The sequence below is a fragment of the Kosakonia beeri genome, from assembly GCF_054165705.1.
Map to the genome: position 1 here is coordinate 2,734,412 of NZ_CM135106.1, position 26,112 is coordinate 2,760,523.

25 protein-coding genes are annotated in these 26,112 nt (G+C 50.7%); 13 read left to right on the top strand and 12 right to left on the bottom strand.

Going from position 1 to position 26,112, the window contains the following annotated elements:
- Nucleotides 1–30: 30 nt before the first annotated feature.
- Genes ACUY4S_RS13000 through ACUY4S_RS13010 form a run of 3 tightly spaced genes read left to right on the top strand, consistent with a single transcriptional unit; the run spans nt 31 to nt 2,882 of the window.
- Nucleotides 31–750, top strand: a complete 720-nt coding sequence (locus ACUY4S_RS13000; protein ID WP_458022395.1) for a (Fe-S)-binding protein — start codon at nt 31–33, stop codon at nt 748–750.
- Nucleotides 751–766: 16 nt separating this feature from the next.
- The gene (locus ACUY4S_RS13005) at nt 767–2,194 is read left to right on the top strand and encodes a LutB/LldF family L-lactate oxidation iron-sulfur protein (protein ID WP_458022396.1); all 1,428 of its coding nucleotides are present in this window, start codon (nt 767–769) and stop codon (nt 2,192–2,194) included.
- On the top strand, nt 2,187–2,882 hold the full coding sequence (locus tag ACUY4S_RS13010) for a LutC/YkgG family protein (protein ID WP_312686148.1): 696 nt from the start codon (nt 2,187–2,189) through the stop codon (nt 2,880–2,882). The genes ACUY4S_RS13005 and ACUY4S_RS13010 overlap by 8 nt, the downstream gene beginning before the upstream one ends.
- 91 nt (nt 2,883–2,973) lie before the next feature.
- Here the strand turns inward: ACUY4S_RS13010 and ACUY4S_RS13015 are convergent, their stop codons facing one another.
- The 3 genes from ACUY4S_RS13015 to ACUY4S_RS13025 all read right to left on the bottom strand — a co-directional run bounded on the left by ACUY4S_RS13015 (nt 2,974) and on the right by ACUY4S_RS13025 (nt 5,789).
- On the bottom strand, nt 2,974–4,311 hold the full coding sequence (locus ACUY4S_RS13015) for a glycoside hydrolase family 28 protein (protein WP_458022397.1): 1,338 nt from the start codon (nt 4,309–4,311) through the stop codon (nt 2,974–2,976).
- A gap of 240 nt (nt 4,312–4,551) precedes the next feature.
- Nucleotides 4,552–4,914 (bottom strand): hypothetical protein, encoded by a 363-nt coding sequence (locus ACUY4S_RS13020; protein ID WP_458022398.1) that lies wholly within the window; start codon nt 4,912–4,914, stop codon nt 4,552–4,554.
- A 341-nt stretch (nt 4,915–5,255) separates the two neighbouring features.
- Nucleotides 5,256–5,789 carry a chorismate mutase gene (locus ACUY4S_RS13025; RefSeq protein WP_458022399.1) on the bottom strand — a complete coding sequence of 178 codons (534 nt, stop codon included), beginning with the start codon at nt 5,787–5,789 and terminating at the stop codon, nt 5,256–5,258.
- 790 nt (nt 5,790–6,579) lie between these two features.
- Between ACUY4S_RS13025 and ACUY4S_RS13030 the strand changes: the two genes are divergently transcribed.
- Entirely contained in the window at nt 6,580–6,846 is a 267-nt protein-coding gene (locus tag ACUY4S_RS13030) for a monooxygenase (RefSeq protein WP_312686138.1), read from the top strand.
- 218 nt (nt 6,847–7,064) lie between these two features.
- On the opposite strand, the gene ACUY4S_RS13035 is transcribed toward ACUY4S_RS13030, so the two are convergent.
- On the bottom strand, nt 7,065–7,523 hold the full coding sequence (locus ACUY4S_RS13035; RefSeq protein WP_458022400.1) for a DUF1311 domain-containing protein: 459 nt from the start codon (nt 7,521–7,523) through the stop codon (nt 7,065–7,067).
- 346 nt (nt 7,524–7,869) lie between these two features.
- Between ACUY4S_RS13035 and ACUY4S_RS13040 the strand changes: the two genes are divergently transcribed.
- On the top strand, nt 7,870–8,100 hold the full coding sequence (locus ACUY4S_RS13040; RefSeq protein ID WP_312686134.1) for an EexN family lipoprotein: 231 nt from the start codon (nt 7,870–7,872) through the stop codon (nt 8,098–8,100).
- A 185-nt stretch (nt 8,101–8,285) separates the two neighbouring features.
- On the opposite strand, the gene ACUY4S_RS13045 is transcribed toward ACUY4S_RS13040, so the two are convergent.
- Nucleotides 8,286–9,413 (bottom strand): MFS transporter, encoded by a 1,128-nt coding sequence (locus ACUY4S_RS13045; RefSeq protein WP_458022422.1) that lies wholly within the window; start codon nt 9,411–9,413, stop codon nt 8,286–8,288.
- A gap of 159 nt (nt 9,414–9,572) precedes the next feature.
- Here ACUY4S_RS13045 and ACUY4S_RS13050 point away from each other — a divergent pair, with 159 nt between their 5' ends.
- Nucleotides 9,573–10,061 (top strand): MarR family winged helix-turn-helix transcriptional regulator, encoded by a 489-nt coding sequence (locus tag ACUY4S_RS13050; protein WP_312686130.1) that lies wholly within the window; start codon nt 9,573–9,575, stop codon nt 10,059–10,061.
- Between the two features lie 261 nt (nt 10,062–10,322).
- Here the strand turns inward: ACUY4S_RS13050 and ACUY4S_RS13055 are convergent, their stop codons facing one another.
- Both ACUY4S_RS13055 and pdxR read right to left on the bottom strand, forming a co-directional pair.
- Nucleotides 10,323–10,733, bottom strand: coding sequence for an ASCH domain-containing protein (locus ACUY4S_RS13055; RefSeq protein ID WP_458022401.1), 411 nt, complete (start codon nt 10,731–10,733; stop codon nt 10,323–10,325).
- Nucleotides 10,734–11,266: 533 nt separating this feature from the next.
- Nucleotides 11,267–12,745, bottom strand: coding sequence for a MocR-like pyridoxine biosynthesis transcription factor PdxR (gene pdxR / locus ACUY4S_RS13060; RefSeq protein WP_312686803.1), 1,479 nt, complete (start codon nt 12,743–12,745; stop codon nt 11,267–11,269).
- 294 nt (nt 12,746–13,039) lie between these two features.
- Between pdxR and ACUY4S_RS13065 the strand changes: the two genes are divergently transcribed.
- The 3 genes from ACUY4S_RS13065 (at nt 13,040) to ACUY4S_RS13075 (ending at nt 16,969) form a co-directional block, all read left to right on the top strand.
- A complete protein-coding gene (locus tag ACUY4S_RS13065) occupies nt 13,040–13,495 on the top strand; it encodes a GNAT family N-acetyltransferase (protein ID WP_458022402.1) in 456 nt (151 codons plus the stop codon).
- 1,028 nt (nt 13,496–14,523) lie between these two features.
- Nucleotides 14,524–16,041 (top strand): methyl-accepting chemotaxis protein, encoded by a 1,518-nt coding sequence (locus ACUY4S_RS13070; RefSeq protein ID WP_458024269.1) that lies wholly within the window; start codon nt 14,524–14,526, stop codon nt 16,039–16,041.
- Nucleotides 16,042–16,180: 139 nt separating this feature from the next.
- On the top strand, nt 16,181–16,969 hold the full coding sequence (locus tag ACUY4S_RS13075; RefSeq protein WP_458022403.1) for a phosphotransferase family protein: 789 nt from the start codon (nt 16,181–16,183) through the stop codon (nt 16,967–16,969).
- Nucleotides 16,970–17,022: 53 nt separating this feature from the next.
- Here the strand turns inward: ACUY4S_RS13075 and ACUY4S_RS13080 are convergent, their stop codons facing one another.
- Nucleotides 17,023–18,243, bottom strand: a complete 1,221-nt coding sequence (locus ACUY4S_RS13080) for an MFS transporter (RefSeq protein WP_458022404.1) — start codon at nt 18,241–18,243, stop codon at nt 17,023–17,025.
- 183 nt (nt 18,244–18,426) lie between these two features.
- On the opposite strand from ACUY4S_RS13080, the gene ACUY4S_RS13085 reads away from it, so the two are divergent.
- Nucleotides 18,427–18,975, top strand: a complete 549-nt coding sequence (locus ACUY4S_RS13085) for a GNAT family N-acetyltransferase (protein WP_458022405.1) — start codon at nt 18,427–18,429, stop codon at nt 18,973–18,975.
- An 87-nt stretch (nt 18,976–19,062) separates the two neighbouring features.
- On the opposite strand, the gene ACUY4S_RS13090 is transcribed toward ACUY4S_RS13085, so the two are convergent.
- The 3 genes from ACUY4S_RS13090 to smrA form a co-directional block, all read right to left on the bottom strand.
- Nucleotides 19,063–20,328 carry a Y-family DNA polymerase gene (locus ACUY4S_RS13090; protein WP_458022406.1) on the bottom strand — a complete coding sequence of 422 codons (1,266 nt, stop codon included), beginning with the start codon at nt 20,326–20,328 and terminating at the stop codon, nt 19,063–19,065.
- 2 nt (nt 20,329–20,330) lie between these two features.
- On the bottom strand, nt 20,331–20,750 hold the full coding sequence (locus ACUY4S_RS13095) for a translesion error-prone DNA polymerase V autoproteolytic subunit (protein ID WP_312686113.1): 420 nt from the start codon (nt 20,748–20,750) through the stop codon (nt 20,331–20,333).
- 561 nt (nt 20,751–21,311) lie between these two features.
- On the bottom strand, nt 21,312–21,875 hold the full coding sequence (gene smrA / locus ACUY4S_RS13100) for a DNA endonuclease SmrA (protein WP_312686111.1): 564 nt from the start codon (nt 21,873–21,875) through the stop codon (nt 21,312–21,314).
- A 525-nt stretch (nt 21,876–22,400) separates the two neighbouring features.
- Here smrA and ogt point away from each other — a divergent pair.
- From ogt to uspE, 3 genes are all read left to right on the top strand, one after another.
- The gene (ogt, locus tag ACUY4S_RS13105) at nt 22,401–22,916 is read left to right on the top strand and encodes a methylated-DNA--[protein]-cysteine S-methyltransferase (RefSeq protein ID WP_458022407.1); all 516 of its coding nucleotides are present in this window, start codon (nt 22,401–22,403) and stop codon (nt 22,914–22,916) included.
- 209 nt (nt 22,917–23,125) lie between these two features.
- Nucleotides 23,126–23,878, top strand: coding sequence for a fumarate/nitrate reduction transcriptional regulator Fnr (gene fnr, locus ACUY4S_RS13110; protein WP_312686107.1), 753 nt, complete (start codon nt 23,126–23,128; stop codon nt 23,876–23,878).
- Nucleotides 23,879–24,024: 146 nt separating this feature from the next.
- A complete protein-coding gene (gene uspE, locus ACUY4S_RS13115) occupies nt 24,025–24,975 on the top strand; it encodes a universal stress protein UspE (protein ID WP_312686105.1) in 951 nt (316 codons plus the stop codon).
- A gap of 34 nt (nt 24,976–25,009) precedes the next feature.
- Here uspE and ACUY4S_RS13120 read toward each other — a convergent pair whose 3' ends face one another.
- Nucleotides 25,010–26,107: a mechanosensitive ion channel family protein gene (locus tag ACUY4S_RS13120; protein WP_312686104.1), complete on the bottom strand. Its 1,098-nt coding sequence runs from the start codon at nt 26,105–26,107 to the stop codon at nt 25,010–25,012.
- Nucleotides 26,108–26,112: the final 5 nt, after the last annotated feature.

Sequence of the window (26,112 nt, forward strand, 5' to 3'; positions counted from 1 at the left end):
GGTCTATTTATAAAAGCAATGGAGCTCACAATGAACGTCAATTTCTATGTCACCTGTATTGGTGATGCGTTGAAATCGCGTATGGCGCGCGATTCGGTGTTATTGCTTGAACAGCTCGGCTGTCAGGTCGCTTTCCCTGAAAAACAGGGGTGTTGCGGCCAGCCCGCCATGAACAGCGGGTATATAAAAGAAGCGATTCCAGGCATGAAAAACCTCATCGCAGCGCTGGAGGAAAATGACGACCCGATTATTTCTCCCGCAGGCTCATGTACTTATGCCATTAAAAGCTACCCAGGCTACCTGGCCGAAGAGCCAGAGTGGGCGCGACGGGCCGAGAACGTGGCCGCCAGAATGCACGACCTGACCTCTTTTATTGTGAATAAACTTGGCGTTGTCGATGTGGGGGCCAGTCTGGCTGGCAAAGCCGTTTACCATCCTTCTTGTAGCCTCTCACGCAAATTAGGCGTTAAAGAAGAGCCGCTGACACTCCTCAATCATGTGAAAGGCCTTGAGCTGCTTCCCTTTACGGATCAGGAGACCTGCTGCGGGTTTGGCGGCACCTTCTCGGTAAAAATGGCTGAGATTTCGGGCGAAATGGTGAAAGAAAAAGTCGCCCATTTAATGGATGCGCAGCCGGAATACCTGATTGGCGCAGATGCCAGCTGCCTGCTGAATATTGGCGGACGTCTCCAGCGCGAAGGCCGGAATGTAAAAGTTATGCATATTGCCGAAGTACTGATGAGCCGCTAACCGGGAGAAGAGCATCATGTCTTTAAAAACCAGCAATACGGATTTTAAATCGCGGATCCGCCAGCAGTTAGACGATCCTATTATGCGTAAAGCGGTGGCTAATGCGCAGCAGCGGATTGGTATTAACCGCCAGCGGATGGTGGAGGAACTGGGAAACTGGGACGCATGGCGGGAGCGTGCCAGCCAGATCCGGGAACACGTTCTTGATAACCTCGACGCCTATTTGTATCAACTTTCCGAAAAAGTGACAGAAAATGGCGGCCATGTTTTTTTCGCGAAAACAAAAGAAGAGGCCACGCACTATATCTTATCGGTGGCGCAGTCCAAACAGGCGCGCAAAGTGGTGAAGTCAAAATCGATGGTCACGGAAGAGATTGGCATGAACGCGGTATTACAAGATGCCGGGATTCAGGTGATTGAAACCGATCTGGGCGAGTATATTCTGCAACTGGATCAGGATCCGCCCTCCCATATTGTTGTGCCTGCTATTCATAAAGATCGCCATCAGATCCGCCGCGTCCTGCACGAACACCTGGGTTACGATGGCCCTGAAACACCGGAAGCGATGACCCTGTTTATTCGTCAGAAGATCCGCCAGGAGTTTCTGAGCGCGGAAGTGGGCGTAACCGGTTGTAATTTTGCTGTTGCTGAAACGGGGTCGGTCTGCCTGGTAACCAACGAAGGTAATGCGCGGATGTGCACGACACTGCCGAAAACGCATATCGCCGTAATGGGTATGGAGCGTATTGCACCGACGTTTGAAGACGTCGATGTGCTTATTACCATGCTCGCCCGCAGCGCGGTTGGCGCACGCCTCACCGGTTATAACACATGGCTGACGGGGCCGCGCGAGGCCGATCAGGTGGATGGGCCGCAAGAGTTTCATCTGGTTATTGTTGATAATGGCCGCTCTGCAGTCCTCGGCTCCGATTTTCGCGATGTGTTGCGCTGTATCCGCTGCGGTGCCTGTATGAATACGTGCCCCGCCTACCGACATATCGGCGGACACGGCTACGGCTCTATCTATCCTGGACCCATTGGCGCGGTCATTTCGCCTTTACTCGGCGGGTATAAAGATTTCAAAGACCTGCCCTATGCCTGCTCGCTGTGCACTGCCTGCGACAGTGTCTGCCCGGTACGTATTCCCCTGTCTACATTAATCCTTCGCCATCGTCGTGTCATGGCAGAGGAAGGATTACCCCCTAAAGCAGAACAGCGCGCAATGAAAATGTTCACCTATGCCAACAGCCACCCCGGTTTATGGAAAGTCGGCATGATCGCCGGAGCGCAGGTGGCAAGCTGGTTTATTAAAGGCGGCAAAACACCGCTTCGGATCGGCGCGATCGGCGACTGGACGCAAGCGCGTGACTTGCCAGACGCAGATGGCGAAAGTTTTCGTCGCTGGTTCAAAAAACATCAGGCGCAGGGGAAGAAGAATGGATAATCGAATGGCATTTTTGACCACCATCAGCCAGGCACTGGGACGGGAAATACGTTACACACCGGAACAAGGAACGCCACCCGTGAACAACTTCGCGCAGACGCGTCTCACCGGGCTAAGCCTGCAGCAGCGCTGCGATCAATTTATCGAGGTGGCCTCGACGGTGATGCTGGCGCACTGTGAGTTGACCCGCGAGGAAAACGCAGGCGAAGCGGTGCTGAACTTATGCAAAAAATATGGCAGCCAGCCCGTGGTGGTCAGCGGCGATGAACGGCTGAAAGCATTGGGCATCACGCAGCGTCTTGAGGAAGTTTATGATGCGTTTATTTGGGATCCGGCCAAAGGTGAAGAGAACATCCGCAAGGCGGAACAAGCCAAAGTGGGGGTAGTCTTCGCTGAATATGGTTTAACCGAGTCCGGTGGCGTGGTGCTTTACTCGTCGCCTGAACGTGGTCGATCGCTGAGTCTGTTACCCGCCGCCTCTATTTTTGTCGTGCGAAAAAGCTGCATCCTTCCGCGCGTGGCGCAACTGGCGCAAGCGCTCCATCAAAAAGCACAGGCGGGCGAACGTATGCCTTCTTGTATCAACCTGATCGGCGGCCCCAGTTCAACAGCAGACATTGAACTGATCAAAGTGGTGGGCGTTCATGGTCCGGTAAATGCCGCGTATCTGATCATTGAAGATTGCTGATAGCTCAGGGCTGAGATGTAAACCGCACCCGGCAGCCCTCCTGTATGGAGGGCTTATGGCCTTGCGCGATAACCGGAAAAACCCGGCATATTTAGTGGACGGAAGCACCGGTTACAGGAAAGGGCACCCAGCGTGTAGCGCAAACCCTGGTCGCCGTGATTGCGTTTAGCCCAGCCTCGCCCGGCGGAACAGGTGAGACGCCGTCTGGCCCCGCGCTGATCTGCGCTGATTCGATGAGCCAGCGGGCAGCATTACTAAAATGCACACCGTTTAGCACAATCTGCACAGGGTGAAGTGCATCATAGCCCTTTACGATCAGTTGCCCGGTTTCGCCGGAAACATGACGCAGTGAGATATTGCGGTAGACGGGAATGGCGTGACCCACAGCGTGTGCGTCATATTGCGTATCAAAATCGACAGGCCGGCGATTTCCCCGCAGGCAAATATGTTCATAACGAATATCGCTGACCAGGCCGCCCCGACTGACGTCACTCTTAATGCGAAGCCCGGAAGTCGTGCCATCAAGCGTCAGATCGCGAACATAAATGTCGCTGACGCCGCCTACTGTCTCGCTACCGATAGACATTCCGTGCCCCCAGTAAAAGTGGTTATCCAGTAGCACTACGTGGCGGGTTGCCCCACCCGCGCCTGCTTTTATCGCCACATTGTCATCACCGGTTCTGATGAAGCTATGTGCGATAAGGATATTCTGTGACGAAATGGGATCTATGCCGTCCGTGTTACGGGCATCCGCCGGGGTGTCAATGCGCACACCCCAGAACGTCGCGTCGTTGACGTTTTTCAGGGTGACATGGAATCCGGGCGAATTACGCAGGGAAATCCCGTGAAAAACTATGGCAGAGGCATTATCGGCTTCAATCAGGCGAGGAACATTCTGTGCTCCCCCTTCTTGCTGCGCCCGACGTGCCAGCTGCCACCAGCTTTCGTTCTTCCCTTTCATCGGCTCGCCACCCTGCCCGTCAATTGTCCCTTCTCCGGTTATGCCCGCGCCGGATGTCGCGTTAAAAAGAATAAAGGGCCGGCAGCCATTCCCTTTATGGTCGAGTGTTCCACAGTGCCCGTTTTTGTCATAAACACGCGGGTCCGTATTGGCTGCCAGCACGGCCCCCCGCAACAGCCATAGCGTCACACCAGATTTCATGTTAAGCGGCCCGCTGGCGAAGCGCCCGGCCTGGAGTTGTACCGCCGCACCCTGCGGGCAGTGATCCACCGCCGACTGCAGCCGCTGGGTATCATCCTCTGTTGAGGAAGCAGCAATGGGAGCCAGTTTTGCACAGACACGTGTGGGCAACGCTGGCTCTGGCAGATCCAGACTCTCCCGGGCGGATACTGTCGCGCTGCCCGCAGATACCAGAACGACAATCATGCCGCTAAGAATGCTGTTCATATGAAAACGGCGTAAAAACATAATGCTCCTAATATAAAATGGTGGCGGTTTGGTCCTGATCCTCTGCTAACCCGGGAGGAAATGCATATTCTGCGGCGAATGCAGGTAACGCAACCAGGAGAAGAGAGAAAATGGATCGTCTCCAGTCCCTTTTGCGCATTAATACAGTGTTCCGGGTGGATTCATTTTCGCTGTTTTTTCACTATGGCTGGTGTTTATTTTGTATTAATCCTTTTCGGCTTATGTTTATTCGTTACTCGCTTATGTTGCCCAAAGCCGCCCGGACAATGCATCAAGGGAATTAACGGCGTGCTTAAAATCGTCGAAATCAAAATAAAACTGTTCAGATAATGGGGTATTCCTCAAGCCCGCAAGACAATTATTCAGGGAGTTTAGCCCTTTGTAGATCTGATAAAGGCAAAGCCTGGCATTGCTATCCAGACTGGCTTTGGTTAGCACGCGCAGATCCTGTTTAATGCCTGCCCGTAGAGCGGTCAGTTTGCTGTACAACAGAAGCAAAGCTTCGTACTCCTCGGGTTCAAGCATCAATACGTTCATCACCCCAACGGACGCTTTAAAATTACTCACGATAGAGACAATAAAATGATGCGCTTCAGATGCCATGACCACTCCGAAAATAACAATGACTACCGTTAATGGTTTGCTTTTACGTTATTGTTAACCGGAGGTAGTTAAATAAACAGTATTGAACATCGCAAAAATTAACACTGCGAATCACATCATTCTCGTTATTATCCCGCGAGGACGGATTTTGTTATAACACCTCGCACCTGTAATACCGTTTTAAAGCATCAACGTATTTTGTAGGGTGAATATTCACGTCTGCGCCACAGGCAGGCGGCCCTTGCGCATAACATGTGCGGTAGAGAAAACAGGGATGCGGCACAGACTCCGCCTTCCTTAAAATGAGGAATAACATCTCTGCATCTCCGGCTAACAGACGCCTACCCGGCACGCTGAATAACACGCAGGGTATCAAGAAGGTGGTCTTTTTCGGCTTCAGAAAGGTTGGGTGACGTCGTCATCTCAGCCAACAACACCCGTTCTGAATATGTGAATGCCCCGGACAGCAATCGCTGGCTGAGCGTGGTTAGCAGTTGCCTGTCCAGTTCATTAATACGTTGCCGGATCCCGGCCAGATCCCGGTAAGTGACCGCCTGATTGGCGTGCGGCGGCCAGTCGGCCAGGTAGCGATACTGTATTGTTTTCCCTGCCTCCATTAACGCGCTGATAAAGGGTTCCACCGATTGCGGCACCAGATTGGCCTCCTGCGCCGTCTTTCGCGCCTCCGCCAGTACTTTCTTCTCCCGTTCTAAATCTTCAACGGGTAGGCGATGCTTCGCTTTGTAAGCGGCCACCTCCCGCATTAAGTGCATCCTTTCGCTCAAGATCAATGAAAGCGCATTGATGTATCTGGAAGCCGGAGCCCCCGCAAACATGCTACCGGACATGCAGAGTGTTGAGATGAAAACCGTCATAACCCGCCCTCAATGTAAGGTGAAAAGATAATTTACCTGCGCAAATATAACTAATTTTTACTATATCGTTTCTGAATGTAAGATTCTGGTTATAAGGAGAGCCAGCGTTATGCAGCGCAGGGGTTTAACCCGGGCTGCCTGATGAGTCGCTTTGTCTGCACATACGCGATGCCTGCCGTCCTGGCTAAAAAAGCCGTTCCCGGGGGAGAACGGCAAACCACACATCACGGTCAAAACGACAACCTGTACTGTTCACTTTTCATTAATTACGTGACGTTATTATTTCATCAAAGCGGCTTAGCGTAAGGAAATGTAACCCCCTGATCTCAATACTTTTCATTGGTAGCCCGCGTAGTTGGCAGGATGCGGTCGTTTTTAAGCGCAGAAATAATTAAAAAAACGTAACAGGTCAGACCGGCTGAATGCACAGGTAGCATAAACACGTGGAATTACGCGTATAACGAATAAAAGATGCCTCGGTACCGGTGCGCCCGAAGCAAACAGACGACTTAACGCCAGGCCAGGCACAGCCAGTCAATTGATTGAACCCAATCGTTATTGCATCTTGCCAATAACTTTCACTGAATAAATTTTGTGCTGAACATTGAATCTGCAAGGCCTGAATAAAAAAGCACCACTCTTCATCAACCCGGTAATATATTTATTGCATAGAGGAATTATCTGAACTTTGGGTACGTACAAACTGTAACAATATAATCCAGGCACACTCCAGTAAGATTGCTATACCTATTATCAGGATGATTAAAAACAGAGGTAGTAAGGTACAAAAATGAAAGTAAAACTAACAGCCCGGTTGATGGCCAAATTACATTTATTTCTGGCATTGATCTGGACGGTACTGACAATTCCCACGCTATTATGGTGGAAAAACAGCATCCTCTGGGTATCGTTGATGAGTATATACGCGATTGTCATTTCACATTTGGCTGCATACAGTGCTGCACATGCGGAAAAAGCTGCCAGTAAGGCGCTTAATGAAAGCGGGGAAGCGAATAAGAAAATTGCGGCAACCAATAAAGAAGCGCCGGGTCAGTAACATCTTATCTGTCAGCCTCACCCGCACAACAAGGTGAGGCAAAACAAACCGGACACGTTCGGCCAACCCTTCTGTTTACACGGAGGAGAATGGTTAACGTTGACCACGGTGTTTTGATTACCGCATACCACTCGCTCAATGTTATTATCCGTGCGCTGCAATGCTTTACGAAAATCATCTCCTTTGTATTTGCCTGTCCTCTATTTCATTTTTCGGGCTTACTCTTCATCTGCACGAAGCATTTTGATTTCTTCGGCATGTCTTTGATTAAGATTGATCTGGCACTGGTAAATATACGGCCAGTAATCCCAGGCATCTTCGCCTATTTGCGATCCCACACCTAAACAGAAATTTTTACGATACACTTTCCATGAATTCTGCGACGCCAGGAAAAACTTACTGAAATCATCCCCAATCGTCCGTTGCGGATCATTGCTTCTGAATACGGGGCCCGTATTGTTTTCTTTTATTTGCCTGGCGGTGGCGGTAATCATCGCATCCATTTTTTTATTACTTTTATCACTTAATTCATGCAGGCACTCAGACGCTTTTCCCCTGTCAGAATAATCATGCCAACAGCGATCCCTTTCAGGCCCCGCTGTTATATCTGCTTTATCAGCAGCGTAGGTAACAGAAATGCCTGTCATGAAAATAACAGCACCGACTATATGTTTCATTGTAACAACCTGGTTTTTACGTTTTGAGTATTCATCATACCTGAGCAGCGCATCTTCCGGGATAGCGTTTCTTCATGCTCTTGCTTCAAGACCTGAGCGGGGAGAGTTAGCTCGGCGCTCAACATGCCACCACGCGCTTGCCTGGCGCTGGAAGCGATGAAATACGCGGGAAAACGCGGCGATGAGCGATCGAAGGGGATGTGCTTAGTGCAGGACGAAAATCACGGCTCTCAACCGCACAGGTATCCGTTTCAAGCCTGGTGTTGAAACCCAGTCATGTCTCCCCTCCAACAGGGCGCGTTGTCCGGCTATAATCGCAGATACAGTCCACCCATACGGAGACATCATGAGAACGGAATTACTGTCAATCGGCCTGCTGGCCGCTGCACTGCTCAGCGGTTGCGACGCGAATGCACAGAGCATTGAGTGGTACAAAACGCATGACAAGGAGCGCAACGCGAAAGTCGAAGAGTGTAAGAAAGCATCTAATCCGCGTGGCACCGAAGACTGCCGCAACGCCATTGATGCCAGCGTCCGTAGCGGCGCTTACACCCGGAGTCCCGCGAAAAGTTGGTAACCCTCTGATAAGCCGCCGACAGGCGGTTTTTTTACACCCTGTTGCGGGGATTCGACTCTCTTCGCTTTAGAACGGCACTGAAACGAGCTGACTCGCCGAAACGCCGTTCGCGCGCCGGCGATACCAGGCGAAATGCCCGAGCCGCGAGAACCACAGACCGAACGTTTCTTGCCGTGGCCGACGTTTTACCTGGCGACGAGGGGTTTAAAACGCGTGGCTATCGCAATCAATACGACGACGCCAGCGCTCATGATCAGCCACGCGTGAGTCAGCGAAGCTGCCTGATCGCGCACAATACCGGCAATTAATGGCATCAGCGCGGCGATCAGGTAGCCGCCCCCCTGCACTCTTGACAGTAACTTTCCGGCTTCAGCCGGCGTGCGTGCATGATCCAGCGTCACAATCAGCGATAGTGGGAACAGTGCGCCGATGCCGGTACCAAGCAGCAGCGTTGATAACACAGGTGTCGTTCCCGGCGAAAAGACGAGACACAACAATCCCGCCAGCAACACGAACAGAACGCTAACCAGCGGAACACGGCGGTCAGGAAAGCGCGATATCAACGCTGAGACGGCAAACCCTGCCACCACTTCGGTTAATGTTAACCAGGCCAGCATGTACCCACTGCTGCGGGCGGTCCATCCTGCCTGGATATAGAGAGGCGGCAGCCATGCTAACACCAGCGTGTAGGCTCCGGTTCCTACGCCAAAAAACAACAGCAGTAACCCCGTCCGGGATGAGGATAAATTCACCCCGGCGTACACGGTTTTTTCACGTTGATGATGCCTGGCCCAGGTTAACCAAAATATCAGGGCAAGAAGCGCTAACAGACCGGTGATGGCCAGCGCCGAGGTTAACCCGAACCATGAAAATAGCGGTTCAGCACTGGCGGCCGCCAGCGCAGCGCCAGCCATTATGCCGGTGCTAAACAGCGACATGCAGGTGCTGGCCGATTGCGTATACTCTTTTTTTATCAGGGCGGGCATTAACGCCTGGATCATGCCAATGCTCGCCCCGCCCGCTAACGCCGTGCTCATAAGCCCTGTCAGTGAGGTCGTAAAACCACGACAGACACAGGCGATAAGCAGAATAAAAAGCCCCAGCGTGATCCCCCGAACGGCGCCTGTTCTGGCCAGCAGCCAGGGGCCACCCAGCGCAACGAGCCCCATCATTGCGACAGGCAGTGTGGTTAACAGGCTGAATTCCGTGGCAGATAACCCCACATCACATTGTAAAACAGGGAATAATGGTCCGATGGAAGCCAGAATGGGGCGAAGATTCAGCCCGACCATAAATGCGATAAAGGCAAACATAAAAGGTGAGACTGCGATGCGTTTCAAGACCGGATCCTCTTAGGTGAGTGAGCGCTTGAGCAAAATTGCCGCAAGTATTTATCTTAACGTTAAGATAAATGCTCGCCTTGTGTAAGATGTACCGCACAACTCGATAAATTCCCCTTTTAAGGTGCGAAAATGAATGACCATATCGACTTCGTTGTCAGCCAGTGGGACAGCGCGATGCCCGAACTGGACGTCTCTTCAATGAAAATTTTTGGCCGGATGCTGAGAGTGATGAAACATCTCGGCAAAATGCGCGCTCAGGCTCTGGAGCCGTTCGGCTTTCGTGAGGGTGAATTTGACGTCCTTGCCACGCTGCGCCGTGCAGGTGCCCCTTATTGTCTTTCTCCAACACAGTTGTATAAATCGCTGCTGGTCACTTCCGGGGCAATGACCAATCGCCTTAATCACCTTGAAGAACAAGGGCTGATTGAGCGGATCCGTGATCCTGATGACAAACGCAGCACGCTGGTTGGCCTGACCATTAATGGGCAACAACGTATTGAACAAGCGCTGGTCGTTCACACCGCAACGCAAAATGCCATGCTGGCCGGGTTATCTGCCGGACAACGTGAGGAACTTGAAGTGTTGCTAAAGCATTTGCTGCTGGCACTTCCGGATTAAATGAGCGGGATATGGCGCGTTGCTGGCCGTATTTGCTGATGCGGTGGGACAAAATTGCGGGCTAAAGTATGAATAGCGAAGTGCGATCCGGCCACGAAATACGGGGCGATGCGAATCGTATCGGACACGGCCTCCTTACCTCCTTTTGCTAATGGTTCCCCCTGCCGCTTTCACTGATAACGACATGCCCCAGCACGGCAGATAGAGGAAAATAAAGAGGGCTATACCCGCCTTTTCAGGCAGGCATCCACCTTGCCCGAATTACAGAACCTCAACCACCTCAAACTCTTCAGCGACCAGTTCCATATCTTCAGAAAAACACCCTTCCTGGGTAAAAAATCGCTGATGTTCTCTGCGCCAGTACGCAAGGCTTAAATCTCCCTCACCTTCCTTGCGCGCGAACGCGTCGTTCACGTCACAAAAACGCACCAGCCGCATTGAAACTAATCGGATAACACATACCGGCACATCCTGACCATCAAGGATGATGTTATAACTCCCAATTTTGGGCGGCGATTCATCCTGCTGGTAAGACGTTAATGATCCACATGAGGCCGTTTTAATCCCTTTCAAAATCAGGTCTGCAAGCTCCGAGGCCAATTCGGGGCTGTCCCCTATTTGCCAGACATTCGCACCTGGATACTTCATTTTTAATTCGTCGACCGTACGCATCTTAAGCCCTTGCGAATCGCATTTTTAAAAGAAATCTTATATCTGGTTTGAGTGCAAATTGCCCGAACATTCACATCGCTACGTTCCCATTAATATCTCGCTTCAGGCGTCATAACTGTTATCACGCCGCAGTGAAGCGTAATCCTTGTAAACCGGGAGTAATATTGCCGCCAGAAGGGCAACAGGCGCTAATGAGCCCATCCAGGCTAATAAGCGTTTACGTAAACTCATCCGTTTCAGCGCTTTCAGTCTGGCTCTCGTCAACCGGGTGAAGGGCCTGGGTTATCGATTGTTCAACGCATTGTCGGGCATCTGTGCTGGCGAAAGCTCTGAACTGGGGGCCTCTTTTACGCGGGTTATGCGCCATCTTTCCTCGCTGGAAAATGCCGTGTGAACGGTATTGGCGGGCGCGATATTCATCCGGGAAAACCAGGCCTGCTTGCATTGTAAAGACTTAACGCTCGCGCACAGTTTCGGCCTGATTCACCCTCTTCTGTGCCGCGGCTGGAAAATGGCCGGGGGCAATCAAAGCGTCAGAGATGACGAAAAATGGCCGCGATTTTTTCTACGGCGTCTTCTATCTCCTCTTCGGTGTAGGCTGCAAATCCCATTAAAAACCCGGTGGATGTTGGGCTGTTCACATACAAGTCAGAAAGCCCAAGCATATCAATACCCGCACGACGAGCAGCAACAGCAATTGCTGTCTCTGATATTCCCGGCCTGAGGCGGCAAGCCATCTGCATGCCACCCGCTGGCGTTATACAGGTAACAAAATTTGCAAGGAGCCTGTCTACCAGGCTCGCCAGTTTGTCGCGACGAATAACGTAAACACTGCGCATCATCCGGACATATGAACCAAAATGTCCGTCCTCTAAAAATTTGGCCAGCGTCAGTTGGGTGATCGAGGCGGTATGACCATCCATTAATGTCCTGGCTATCGTCAGCGGTTCAACAAGTTCTTCAGGAACGATCATATAGGCAATACGTAGCCCCGGGAAAAGCGACTTCGTAAACGTCCCGATATAGATCGTCCGGTTGAAGGCATCCAGCCCCTGCAAACAGGCCATAGGTTTTCCTTCATAGTGAAATTCACTGTCATAGTCATCCTCAATGATCCATGCCTGGTGGCGGTTTGCCCAGTCGATGACCGCCAGCCGCCGCTCAAGGGACAGTGTGACGCCGGTAGGATACTGATGGGAAGGTGTAAGGTAGATAGCTTTTGTAGGTTCTGTCACTGCATCAAGAGATGCAATGCAGATGCCTTTATCATCAAGCGGAACCGGAATGTTTTTTAATCCGGCAGCTTTAAACGCTTTGCGCGCTCCTTGATAGGCAGGATCCTCCGTCACAATGCCATCTCCGCTGTCCATCAGAACGCTCGAACAGAGTGCGAGCGCCTGCTGGGAGCTAGTCAAAACGATGATACGTTCTGCCGTGGCATGCGCGCCGCGCTCCAGATTGACATATTCCGCGATCGCCCGCCGTAACCGCGCGATACCCTGTGGGGGACTCTGCTCCAGGGCATGGTGGCGATATTCTTTTAGCACCTGCCGTTGAAGACGGTCCCAGGTTTGAGTCGGAAATAACCGTGTTTCGGGGATCCCCGGGGCCAGGGGGCGAGGCAATGAAAATTCGCGTATACCGCCACTCTTATAAATCACCTGTCCACGCGCGCTGAGCTTTGGCTCGGGAACAACTGCCGCTGACTGACGTCGTCGGGAATGTGATTTTAACAACCGGGTACTGGCGGAAACGAAACTCCCTTTGCCCGTATGTCTTTCAATAAAGCCTTCGCTGTGTAAACGGATGTAGGCGGATTCAATGGTATCACGGGAAACATTGAGGGATTTAGCCAGGGCGCGTGAGGCCGGAAGGGCTTTACCGTTAGAGAGTGTTCCCTCCAGTATCAACGCCCGTATCGCTCTCTGGATCCTCTCATGCAGAGGTAATGATCCGTTAGCAGGATCAATCATCCATGCCTTTACCGTTTCGAGTTGTGCATGCCTGAACATCAGGATCTCCGTCATGACTCGTTTAGGCCCAGTCTATAACAGGAATGGTAAGGCAACAGCATAAATTGGTCTGCTTGATTTGCCAAAATTGGTGGGGCTAAACGTGCCATTCACCCTTTATAGTTTGTTCCGCAAGCATACGCGGCTATCTGAATGACAGAGGGTTTCTGGCTTTGGCAATAAAGGCCAGCTTATCGTTTCGTTTTTCAAAAATCGAAAATTAATAAGGGCATGAAATCCCCTCACGCGAATTCATCGCGAAATTGAATATCAACTCTTGAAGAGGTCATTATTATGAGTGAAGTGATTGTCACAATTGAAGCAGCCAGGGAAACCGACTACGAAGGCTGGTTACCTATGTGGAAAAATTATCAAATATTTTACAATGTGGATATTGCCGAATCGGTTACAAAACGGACCTGGCAGCGATTTTCCAGCCCAATCGAACCCGTCTTCTGTGCAGTAGCCAGAAAAAATGGGAGGCTGGTCGGCTTTGTTCATTACCTTTTTCACCGCTCCACCTGGGCTGAGAGTGATTACTGCTACCTTGAAGATTTGTATGTCTGCGAAGATAATCGGGGAAAACACGTTGGTAAACAACTCATTGAGCATGTTCAAAAAGAAGCCAGGAAACGCCATGCCTGCCATCTTTACTGGCATACCCATGAGGCCAACTATCGGGGACAAAGATTATATGACTGGGTGGCTAAAAAAAGCGGAATGATTGAATATCGGATGCAAGTAAAATAAGTCCCTTTAGCCAGCCTTACCCCCTTAAATATAACCTGGAAATACTTTATTTAAGGGGTTGTTAACCGCTGGCCAGAATAAGGCTACAGTGTGCGCAATCACCGTTCAGCACATGTTGACTGTGCCGACAAGAATGAAAAGTGAGTATGTAAAGACCTTAAACCGGTGTACCCGGCGCGTCAGCGCAGCATTTTCGAACCGGTGTTTCCGGTAAAATTTCTTTACCCGGCATGTCTTCTGCCAGCGTCTTCTTCATATGGGCGTTATCTTTGTTTGCGAAATGCCATACAGCCTCCTCAATAATACTCCCCGCTACAAATGAATTCTTATCAAATGAACAGTGTGCAAGTTTGATATCTTTTAGTAAGCAAATTATTATTGCGTAGCGATGTGAACGATGTAGGTCATTCCGAAAGGAAAGTAAGAATGGTATTTGGCTTACCCGTAAAAGATTATGTACTTTCATCGCGTTGTGAACATTCCTGAAGCTGGCCACAAATCATTAATTAGAAAAACAACAAAACATATTATCCCTTACTGCTGTTTTTATTTTTTTAAATAATCATTAACCATGCCTAACATTTACAGCAACTGCGGGTTTACAACAAACGGCCTCTTTGATGCATATTCATTCGTAAAATCACAGAAAAAGCCGCCTCTCACTCTGTTGCCGCTTTACAAAAAAACATTGTTTTTCAAAATTATAAAAATATCCGTGTCAAATTTAGCTTGTGCTACTTAATAAATTTGAGCAGTTGTATCTCTTTTCGTTAAAAAATTTGAAGAATTAAAACAGCAATTAAACTATCGATCACTTAATAAAGTTATTGATAGCCAAAAACTATCAATAACTTTAGTTTAAAAAGCTTTTAACGATCAATAACTAAGATTTAACGCAAGAATGCCGATATTACTCATTGATCTTCTTTAAACAGAAGATGCTTTTTTTATATATCAAACAAGGAAAGAAAATGGATAACCGCACAAATATTAAAAAGCTTAATGGCGTCAGCATCAGGAATAAGATAATGCTATCATTTGGCATATTGTTAGTATTGCTTATTATCATTACCGGAAACTCTCTTTTTCGGTTGAGTGAAGCCAGAGATAAAATTTCGCAGATCGTTACCGAAGATTACCCAACGACCGCGCTGGGTAACGATCTTATACGTGAAGTCAATAACTCCACGACGTTACTGCTCAGCGCTCTTCTTGAAAAGGATCCTGCAGAAAAAGCCAAACTAATAATAGATATTAACGAAAAATCGCGTCAGATAAGTTCACTTTACACACAACTGAGTAAAGAAGCAGACGATGAAGCCTCTCAGTCATTACTTAAGTCGGTCACTCAGGCACGAAGCGACTATATTAATTCGCGAGCCATTGTGATCAATAACCTGCAATCTGATCCGGATACAGCCAGTAGTGAATATAAACACACTACGCGGGATCAGCAAATGAAGTACATTGAAAAAATAAATCAATTCATTGCACTTCAGCGTAATGAAATGCAGAAGTCCTACACGGGTTTTCTGCATGATTACAGCATGAGTAAGGTGGTGGTGATTATTATTGGGTTGATCAGTCTGGCTTTCGGCTCGATTACGGCATTCCTTATTTCCAGGGCAATCGTTACTCCTATAAAGCACGCGGTAGATGCGGCGACACGGATTGCCGGGGGAGATCTGAGCTCTGAAATTAAGGTAACTTCTAAAGACGAAACCGGTCTGTTGACCAGTGCCATTCATCACATGCAGGAAGAATTAAAGAGAATTGTGATGGAGATACGCAGCGGCGCAGAGAACATTGCGACCGGCGCCTCGCAGATCATGGCCGGAACGCGCGATCTTTCTGCCCGCACGGAGGAGCAGGCAAGTTCAGTTGAGCAGACAGCCGCCTCAATGGAGCAAATCTCTTCGACGGTAAAAAACACCGGCGATAACACGGCAAACGCATCACAACTCTCTGAAAGAGCGAGCCACGTTGCCCGGGACAATGGCAAACTGATGACGTCACTGACGCAGGAAATTCAGAACATCAGCAGCTCGGCAGACAAAATGTCTGACATCATTAATCTTATTGATTCCATTGCGTTCCAGACCAATATCCTTGCGCTTAATGCCGCCGTAGAAGCCGCACGCGCAGGGGAACACGGCAAAGGGTTTGCGGTCGTCGCGCAGGAAGTTCGTAACCTTGCGCAAAAAACCGCTAACTCATCGAAAGATATCCGCACCCTGATTGAAAACTCAACTCAACAGAGCCTGCGTGGTCTGGAAATGGTTCGGCAGGTAAACGGTAAAATGGATGAAATGGTTCTGGATGTGGACAATGTGTCCGGCATTCTGAAGGAAATAGAACGCGCCAGTCTTGAACAAAGCGATGGCGTTCACCAAATTAATATTGCCATCGGTCAGATTGATACCGCCACCCAACAAAACGCAGCACTGGTTGAAGAGTCTGTTGCCGCGTCGGAAATGCTCAACGAGCAGGCAAGGGTAATGAAAGACCTGGTGAGTGTGTTCCGGGTTGCCGGTACAGCCAGCTAACGTCAATCATTAATGTTGATAACGTGATAATGCATGTCCGGTAAGGGTGAGGCTTTACCGGATATGCCAGACCGCGGCTGCAAATCCGCGCTACACTCAAGTCGCAAAAGATAATCACCGCGCGCTTAAGGAGAAAGGCATGTCAGTTAAGGATCTTGCCCGCATGGGCGCAGCCAGCGTAGAACGTCTTATGGACGAAACCGGGCATTCGGTCATCGAGAAAGGCCCTGTGGGTGAGGTGGAGTACGCTTTTTATCAACACGCAGCCCATGAACTTGCTCTGGCTGGCGTTACCGCACCTGAATTGTTGTCTGCCGATCCTCATATACGCAAGCTAAGACTGGAATACATTCCCCACCCGGTTGACCAGACTGCCGCAGCGGGAGATGACATCCTGCTTATGCTGGGGCGCCTGCATGATTATCCCGCCAGGCCAGAATGGCGTTACCATCCCCATTCCTGGTCCGCATGTGCACTTGAAAAATCGCTCGCGCTTCTGGCATTACCCCACCACGCCGCACAACAGCTCCGCCATTTCCAACGCTGTAGCAATGTATTGTTTTTTCAGACATGCCTGATTTCTGGTGACAGTAATGCCGGCAACTGGGGGAGAAGAGATAACGGCGATCTCGTTCTTTTCGACTGGGAAAGGTTCGGTACAGGAAGCCCGGCCATCGATCTCGCGCCCCTGATTAAGGGAATGGGGACGCAGCAGGCATTTATTGACCTCGCAGAGCGTTATCAGCGCCTCTCTTCCCGTTCCCCCTCAAAAACGTTGGCGAGAGACATAGCTATTGCCAAAGCATGGGTTGTTACGGAAGTGGTGATACTTCTTCATGAGCGGCAAAAAGCCGAACTGCCCTTCTATCTCGACTGGTACAGGAATCATCTTCCTGGCTGGTTAGAGAACAGCGTAAACCTGCTTTAAGTGACCGCTCATCTTATTACCCGCTATACCCCATCCTGGCCCGTTCGCCGTGCTCAGTCTGCCCCCGCCTTCATTGCACTCGTGGAGGCGTGCGTAATCAGTACATCCGCATATCGCCACCAGATGAACAGTGCAATAAGCGCAATAACGCTAAGCACCCCGAAGGCCGTGGCAAAAGAGTAATGCCCGGCAATTGCCCCTGTTAAGGCGGGACTCATGGACGCGCCGATGCCTTGCATCAGCATCACCACACTCTGCCCTGCATTGACGTGCCCGCTTCCGCGCAACAATTTCACAATAAAACCCGGCACCGCCACGCCCAATATCGCTGCGGCGAGCCCATCCAGTATTTGTACGGGTACCATCATTAACGGCGCATCTGTAGCTGCGGCCAGCGCTGCTCTCACAGGCATGATCAGCAGGGCCAGCATAATCAATCGCCAGTATCCGTATTTGTCGATTCTCAGCGCAACCCATAACGCGACCGGGATCATCACTGCCTGAGAAATGATCACGGTGGCGGCAGCATACAAACCGGGATTAATGGCTGCTGAGGTGGCAGCAACCCGCATGCTGAGCATGGGTAACAGGGCGGCATTGGCCAGATGAAACAGCAATAATGTGAATCCCGTGATAAGCAGGGGTGTATGTTTGGTAAGGATGGAGAAACCGGGCACCGCTTGAGCGGCCGGAGACTCCAGACCTCGCGCCCTGTTGTTATCGATATCCTTGTGGCGAATGGCCAACAACGCCCCCAGCGTCAGCAGCGTCGTACACCCCATCAATAAGAAAATGCCGCCAATTCCCCCATACCAGGCGATGCCGCCGGCGATCAGCGCCGTCAGGAAATTCCCGGCATGATTGAAGGCTTCATTTTTCCCCATCTGCGCACTAAACCCCTTTTGCCCTGTCAGACCCAGCGTAATCCCCGTGAGCAGCGGGCCGATAAACGCCGCACATATGCCACTTATAATTTGGGAGAACGCAGCTATGCCGCTGCGTTGGTTGAACCAGAGCAAAAGCGTACTCACGGTGATCATCACGCAGAGCAAAGCCAGCAGTCCGCGTTTGTTTTTTGCGGTGTCGGTGATAAAACCCGCCGGGAGTGTGGCCAGTAATCCCGCTACGCCACCGGCTGTCATTAATAGCCCCACTTCATCAGGTTGCCAGTGGCGCTGCGTCAGGAATATCCCCAAAAAAGGCCCCAGTCCGTCACGAACATCAGCAATAAAAAAACTGGTCAGGCATAGCGCACGCAATGAACGAAGAGACATAGTAAAGGCCTTCAACAGGTTAACGGACTCTGATAGCGACAACCTGCGTCCCATCAATTCCCCATACAGAACATCGTGAAGTATATTGATGCTCAATGAAAATGAGATGTCTTCCGAAAGCGCTGGCGCTGAGCACGCGAACGGGTAAGCTGTGTGCTCATTGACCTTACTGATTCCTGTCCTATGATCGTGACCACCACTTCCAGGCTTATTCTCCGCGCATTTAACGAAAAAGATGCGCTTCCACTGCTGGACTATCTCTCTTCACCGCGTACGCCTTGTTTCCAGGATGAGAAGTTAAATTCGTTCGCTGAAGCCAGGGCAGAAGCAATCAAACGATCGGGCGATAGCAGCCAGTTCGCCGTATGTCTTAAAGACAATGATCATTTAATTGGACATCTCTTTGCTGACAACAGGGATGAGCCTGACACAAATACCTGGTCAGTCGGCTGGCATTTTAATTCGCGGTATGAAGGTCAAGGGTTTGCGACAGAATCGGTTTCCGCGCTTTTTCACGTGTTGTTTACGCAGCAGAAAGCCCGGCGTTTGTATGCGTATGTGGAAGATTACAATCTCGCATCGCAAAAACTGTGTGAACGCCTGCATATGCGGCGTGAAGGCTGTTTCAAAGAGTTTGTTTCATTCGTCAACGAAGAGGGCATTGAACGCTTTGACGACACGTTCATTTATGCGTTGCTTCGCAAGGAGTGGAACGCCCGCTCTGGCGTGTGATAATAAGCCCAGCTATTTGTGCATGCACACATAGCTGGGCCACGACGTAGCCCTGACACGTTACCGTTAAGCCTGTTAAACAACAGGTTATTTCACGGTTAGCAGATCGGCATAGCGTGTGGTGTACCGTGGCGACAACATTTCACGCTTCATCTGCCACGGTTGCTGAATCCCCTGGCTGGCGAAATAAAGCGCCCCTCGCCCTTCTTTTGTATTCAGGTGGTCCAATACCGCCATTAACTTCTGGCTGTTTTCCCGCGGTGCGTTGTCGTCAAATAAATTAAGTTGCGCCACCCCCTGGCTGTAAAAGTCGCCAAGCATTACCCCGGCTTTCTGATACCGGTAGCCCTCTTTCCAGATAGCTTCCAGACAGCGCGTCGCCGCCGCGATGATATCCCTGCTGTCCTGGGTTGGCGTCAACAGCGTGACCGATGCACGATTACCATAATAGGGTTCGTTTAACGTGAACGGCGAGGTTTTGACAAATGCGGAAATAAACCGGCAGTACTGGTGCTCGCTGCGCAGCTTTTCCGCCGCCCGGGTAGCATAACTGCAGATAGCCTGACGCATTGCTTCGTAATTGCTGATGCGGTCACCGAAGGAACGAGAACAGATGATCTCCTGTTTGTCCGGCACAAACTCTTCCAGCTCAAAACACGGTTCGCCCCGTAACTCACGGACAGTCCTTTCCATAACGACATTAAAATGTTTTCTGATAAATCGGCTATCCGCCTCGGCCAACTGCAACGCGGTCTTGATACCCAAGCTTTCAAGGCGCTTCGTTATACGCCGACCTACCCCCCACACTTCGCTAACCGGTAGGAAGGCCATTAGTTTTCGCTGACGATCGACATTCGATAAGTCCACCACGCCCCCCGTCTGTTGTGGCCACTGCTTTGCGGCATAGTTTGCCAGTTTGGCCAGCGTCTTGGTTTGCGCAATGCCGACGCCGATCAGCAGGTGGGTACGCTGCAGTACCGCATTTCTAAGTTCGCGCCCGAATCCGGTCAAATCGCGGTAGTTCCGCATGCCTGTCAGATCGCAAAAAAGTTCATCGATAGAGTACAACTCGCAGCGAGGAGACAGCTCCTCAATCGTGGTCATCACCCGGTTGGACATGTCGGCATAGAGTTCATAGTTGCTACTGAAGCACACCACGCCGTAACGCCTGAACACCTCTTTTTGTTTGAAGTACGGCTCGCCCATTTTTACAAAGGGCTTTGCTTCCGCAGACCGCGAAATGACGCAACCGTCGTTATTGGACAACACAACTACCGGTCGCCCCTTCAGATCCGGGCGAAACACGGTTTCGCAGGAGGCATAAAAAGTGTTCACATCGCACAATGCATACATGATCAGCCTGCCGATTTTACGATGAACGTGACCACGCCAAAAATTTCGAGCTTGTCTTCGCTGCCGATCATAATCGGCTTATAGGCGGAATTTTCAGGCTTGAGCATAATACACGGCCGCAGTTGCAGGCGTTTAACGGTGAATTCACCCTCAACGGCAGCAATAACAATGTTGCCATGCTCTGGCTGGCGGGCGCTATCCACCACCAGTAAATCGCCGTCACCGATCCCGGCGTCAATCATTGAGTCACCGCTGGATTTTACGAAATAGGTGGCACTGGGGTGCCGGATCATAAATTCATTCAGGTCGATCCGTCGCTCAACATAGTCCTGAGCGGGGCTAGGGAAACCGCAGGGAACCCGATGACTGAACAGGGGGAGTGCCACTATCTTACGTAGTTCGGCTGGGGTGAAAATCCGCATTATGCTCACCATCAAAATATACTGTGTTTATATACAGTATTGTATATTGATAGCAAAGATCAAGCGGAAACGCACCGGCAATCTCCGTTACGCTTAGGGGTATGAAGGGGGGTTGAATCTGGACGTGCGCGCCGCCGACAATACTGTGCCGCCCCACTATTGTCGTGACGTGTGCGTCTGCATTAAAAATATACCAATAATTCGTAGGAAACTAATTACGGTAAGCTTATCAAAATATAGTTACTCCCCAATTTATGATCCCGATAATATTCTTCGCACCCCGTGTAGCCTGGATATTGTCTGGAAGCAAGGGCCGCATTATAAAAAAGGGGATGTTCGATCGTTTTTTAAGCGACCATGGAGTGCTACTTAATTTATATGGCGAATTTTCTTTGCGCGAAATAACGTGTCATTTATATCGATGCGGAGTTATTTGCGTAAACGGAGCAATACGTTATGCCCCACAGAACCGGGTGCCACACCGGGCGGAGCGATGAAGCGCTCCCGGCTATCTTCGGCCGGGAAAACCGACAGGCATAATATTCCCAGGCCGGGCAGCATTCAGCGGCTGCGCTTGGCGTGCCGTTCCCAGTTATCCAGCCGGGCCTGTTCCGATTTACGCAGCGCAACATAGCAGGCCCCGCTACCGCCGTGGTGCGGCAAGGCAGTGCAAAATGCCTGCACTTCGTCAAACTCAGTCAGCCAGCGCGCTAAATAACTGCGCACAATATTCGGGTGTGAATCATCCTCACGCCCTTTGCCATGAATAATCAATACATTACGCAACCCGTTAAGCCGGGCCTGATGCATAAAACTGAACAGCCGTTGCCGGCATTGCTCCACCGGCTGGCGCAGCAGATTCAGGTTGGCCTGCTGAGGGTATTTACCCTGGCGTAACTTGTCTAACACGCCGTGTTGGAGGCCGTCGCGCTTAAACTCAAGCGGCGTCGACAGCGGGACAATATCGAGATAGCCGGTGGTCAAAAAGTTGTCCAGCTGCAGCGTATCTACACGCTGTACTGCCCGTGTATTGCGACTCGGTTGCCAGTGAACGTCTGTACAACGCTTAAGGGGTTGAACATCTTCCATGGCGTCAAGGAACAGCGATTTTTCATCCGGGTTCATGGTGTTCGGCCTCCGTCGACTTCAGTGTGCTTACTATAGCTGGCGTGGCGTACGCTCACAATGCTCGGGGGCACTTCAGCGGGTGGGACGAAGGGCTTATAAATAGCCACTCCAGTCATATATAAAAACAACAAGGTTAGTAATGGCTTTCCCGGACTTAACTTAAATTAAATTTTTGGGTTATATGGATTTTAGTTAAATTAACGTGAAACCAATCACCAATTAATAGTGGAAATATGGCATCAGCCGTCTATAACTATATTTAATACGCAAGGATGAGACCGCGAGAAAATAACGACAGGAAGCGCTGCTGTGTGTACTGTAGAGCCTGACGGATGTCGGCAGGCTCTATTTTTTTCTTTGCTGAAAATAACCCAATATATCATCTATTCGATCATGCCATTCTGCGGATTATTATTGCAGCAAGGTTCTTATTGTCTTGTTAAAGCACGCCCTTTCGGGGTATGGCGAGCCCCCAACCGTCATGGTAGATTGTCGATCGTTTTTCGTTGAAAAGGATGCCTGATGCTGACGTTGCTCGAAGATAAAATCGCTACCCCGGTGGGCCCGTTGTGGGTGTTGTGCGATGAGAACTTTCGTTTGCGTGCGGTCGAGTGGGAAGAGCACAGCGATCGGATGGTTGAATTGCTGAACATTCATTACCGCAGCGGAGGATATCAGCGCGTCCCGTCGAGCAACCCCGGCGGCTTAAGCCAGAAACTGCGCGACTATTTTGCTGGCGATCTCGCTATTATTGATACCTTGCCTACCGCAACGGCTGGCACACCTTTTCAGCGTGAAGTCTGGCAGATGCTGCGTACCATCCCCTGCGGCCAGGTTATGCATTATGGTCAACTGGCGACTATTCTTGGGCGTGCCGGCGCGGCGCGGGCCGTGGGTGCCGCCAACGGCGCAAATCCGGTCAGTATTGTTGTGCCCTGCCACCGCGTTATTGGCCGCAATGGTACGTTGACAGGCTATGCCGGCGGCATGCAGCGTAAAGAGTGGTTGTTGCGGCATGAAGGCTATTTGTTATTGTGAGAAAAAACGCATATTTAGTGCCCTTTTCTCCGCACTCGTGAAGGAAAACCTTAGCGAAGTGATGGAATTTCAAAGAGATGATGCGAAGTCATCTCTTGCTGCTCGCCCCACCTGTTTCAATATTCGTGAATTGACGTTTTGCCAGGCTTACGTGCTCAATAAAAAGATGTTAAAATTGACCAATATCAATTACGGCGTTGAGCAGACCTATGATCCCGGAAAAGCGAATTATACGACGCATACAGTCTGGTGGATGTGCAATCCATTGTCAGGATTGCAGTATCAGCCAGCTTTGCATCCCGTTTACCCTCAATGAACACGAGCTGGATCAGCTTGATAACATCATTGAGCGTAAGAAGCCCATCCAGAAAGGTCAGACGCTGTTTAAAGCAGGGGATGAGCTGAAATCCCTGTACGCCATTCGCTCGGGTACCATCAAAAGTTACACCATCACCGAGCAGGGCGACGAGCAGATCACCGGTTTCCATCTGGCAGGTGATTTAGTCGGCTTCGACGCTATTGGCACGGGTCATCACCCGAGCTTCGCTCAGGCGCTGGAAACGTCAATGGTATGTGAAATTCCGTTTGAGACACTGGACGATCTCTCTGGCAAAATGCCCAATCTGCGTCAGCAGATGATGCGTCTGATGAGCGGCGAGATCAAAGGCGATCAGGATATGATCCTGCTGTTGTCGAAGAAAAATGCGGAAGAGCGTCTGGCGGCGTTTATCTACAATTTATCCCGCCGGTTCGCGCAGCGTGGTTTCTCTCCGCGTGAGTTCCGTCTGACCATGACCCGTGGCGACATCGGTAACTATCTTGGCCTGACGGTTGAAACCATTAGCCGTCTGCTGGGGCGTTTCCAGAAGAGCGGCATGCTGGCGGTAAAAGGGAAATATATCACCATCGAAAACAGCGAGACGCTGGCGCAACTGGCCGGCCATTCACGTAACGTCGCCTGAGTTTCATCCCCGCCTGACTCCCCTTCGCCGGGTCATTAAATTTTTTGTATTTATTGATCTGGCGGAAGGTTTTCCCTGTTTCATTCAGCACTTATGGGTTATCTTTTACGTTACAGACTGTGGTGACAGATGTAAGGAGACCCTGTATGGCTAAGTATCAGAATATGCTGGTCGCCATCGATCCTAATCAGGACGATCAGCCAGCGCTACGGCGTGCTGTGTATTTGCATCAACGGATTGGTGGCCGAATCAAAGCCTTTCTACCGATCTATGATTTCTCGTATGAGATGACCACCCTTCTGTCCCCGGATGAGCGCACTGCGATGCGTCAGGGCGTCATTAGCCAGCGAACCGCGTGGATCCGCGAGCAGGCAAAATATTACATTGATGCGGGCGTCCCCATCGATATCAAAGTGGTCTGGCACAACCGTCCCTTCGAAGCCATCATTCAGGAAGTCCTGGCGGGCGGCCATGATCTGCTGCTGAAGATGACCCACCAGCACGACAAACTGGAGTCGGTCATTTTTACCCCTACCGACTGGCATTTGCTGCGTAAATGTCCGTGCCCGGTGTGGATGGTCAAAGACCAGCCCTGGCCGGAAGGCGGCAAAGCCGTGGTGGCGGTTAACCTCGCCAGCGAAGAGCTTTACCACAATTCGCTGAACGAAAAACTGGTCAAAGAGACACTGCAACTGGCCGAACAGGTTAACCATACGGAAGTCCATCTGGTGGGCGCTTACCCGGTTACGCCTATCAATATCGCCATCGAGCTGCCTGAATTCGACCCCAGCGTCTACAACGATGCCATTCGGGGTCAGCACCTGCTGGCAATGAAAGCGCTGCGCCAGAAGTTCAGCATTGATGAAAAACACACCCATGTAGAGAAAGGGTTGCCGGAAGAAGTGATCCCGGATCTGGCTGAACACCTGCAGGCCGGGATTGTGGTGCTTGGCACCGTCGGGCGTACCGGTATTTCCGCTGCGTTTCTTGGCAATACCGCCGAACAGGTGATCGATCATTTACGTTGCGATTTGCTGGTGATCAAACCCGATGATTATCAGTCACCTGTCGAACTGGATGACGACGAAGACGACTAAAATGCAAAACCCGCCATCCGGCGGGTTTCTTTTTTCATGCTTCAGCGACTTTTTCATCTCCGGTAATCGCCAGCCCGCCCTGAATAACGACACCTGGCAGCGCCAGTTCGATCCCCTGCTCCGCCAGGCCTTCCATGATCCGGATATTAATCTCCTGCTGAATATCCATGTATTTGTTGTAATCCGCGGTACTGACAATATGCACCACTTCAAAATTCAACCGATCTGTACCAAACCCCTGAAAGTGCGCGCGGTCGAAACGCGTATCGCCCACCTCAGTAATAATGGTGCGGATCATCTCCCCCACCTGGCGCAGTTTCTCCGGCGGCGTGTTTAACGCCAGACCAAAAGTAAAAACAATGCGTCGGGTTTGCATACGTTTGTAGTTATGCAGGGTTTGTTGTAGCAGGATAGCGTTACCGCAGACGATCTGTTCGCCGCTGAGGCTACGAATACGGGTAGTTTTCAGCCCGATATGCTCAATGGTACCGGCGACGTCGTTAAAGACCACAAAATCGCCGATTTCAAAGGGCTTATCAAAGCCAATCGACAACGAAGCGAAGACGTCGCTCAGGATGGTTTGCACTGCCAGTGCAATAGCAATACCGCCCACGCCAAGGCTGGCGACCAGCGCGGTGATATTAACGCCAGCATTGGCGAGGATCGACAACAGCATCACCGTCCAGAGCATCATGCGCAGCAGCAGTCCGGCGATCACCATCGTTACCGGGTTTCTGCTGGCCCCGGGCGTATACATCAAATGACGCATCCATGACACCACCCCCTGATCCAGCCACAGCGCCATCTGGATCGCTAATACCAGAAACCAGGCGTGACCGAGCGTACTGAACAGACGATCGGGGAGCTCGACAAAGCGCAAACTAAACAGTAAAGCGGCAATGAAGAGCAGAAACTTACTGGTGCGGCTGAGCATATCCACCAGCACATGTTGCATTTTACCCACGCCGCGATGCCGTTCTCCCCAGCTTTGCGCGCCTTTCGTCAACATCGACAGTAAACGCTTAAACAGCCAGTAGACAATCAGCGTCACTATCACTACTGTCCCCAGCCCAATCCAGAATGAGGGCAACATCAGTAGTGAGATAAAGTCGAACCGTGGCAAAAACGTCATCCTTC